The sequence below is a fragment of the Candidatus Melainabacteria bacterium RIFOXYA2_FULL_32_9 genome (genome assembly GCA_001784615.1).
Taxonomy (GTDB): Bacteria; Cyanobacteriota; Vampirovibrionia; order Gastranaerophilales; family UBA9579; genus UBA9579.
Genome location: MFRQ01000125.1, coordinates 8,101 through 8,828, shown reverse-complemented (window position 1 = coordinate 8,828; position 728 = coordinate 8,101). Strand labels below are relative to the sequence as shown.

Here is a 728-nt window from a genome sequence, read left to right as displayed (position 1 = left end):
AATGCAGAACTGTTTAAAATCGTTCCAACCAAAGAAAATATCCAGGATGAATTTGTTTTATATCTTGAAAAATGTGTGATTTGTGAAAAGCCTGTTCTTGAAATCAAAAGAATGGATGATATGGGCAACTGTCTTGAACCTATCAGAATCAGGACAAAAAATATTCAAAAATTCCTTGATTCTATGTCCGTTATCTGGAAATCGAAGAAAGTTGTTCCTATGAATACTCCTTATTCTAAGTTTTCTCTTTACTATAACGAGTATGGAGTCAAGAAAAAATGTCACCAGAACATCTCAAATCTTCAACTTGGCAGGATTGAAACAGATCCTTATATGGATTTGAAAACTTATAAAGAAAAGAAGTTTGGTATTGCTAATTGAATGCTGGAATTAATGCTTTGAGATTATCTGAGTCAAATCTGTTGGGTCAATGCATTGACCCAACCTACAGACTGTCTTTACGATTAATACATTGAGATTGCGACGCAAGTATGATTGATGCTGATTGTCGATGTCTCATGGCTCGCAATGACAGTGTGCGTCATCCTGAAAATTAGTGAAGGATCTCTGAGATTCTTCGTTTCACTCAGAATGACAATGAGTGTTACTGGAAGGATTGATAACTTGGAAAAGTGACTCTGTCACCTCAGAATGACAGCGGGGTATCACTGGAAGGATTGATGACTAAGTAAAGTGACCTTGTCACAAAAATAGAGCAAATTTTGCTC

General features: G+C 36.0%; 1 pseudogene. It reads left to right on the top strand.

Annotated features, from left to right (window positions below):
- Positions 1-381: pseudogene (locus A2255_06315) on the top strand (hypothetical protein).
- The last annotated feature ends 347 nt before the right edge of the window (positions 382-728 follow it).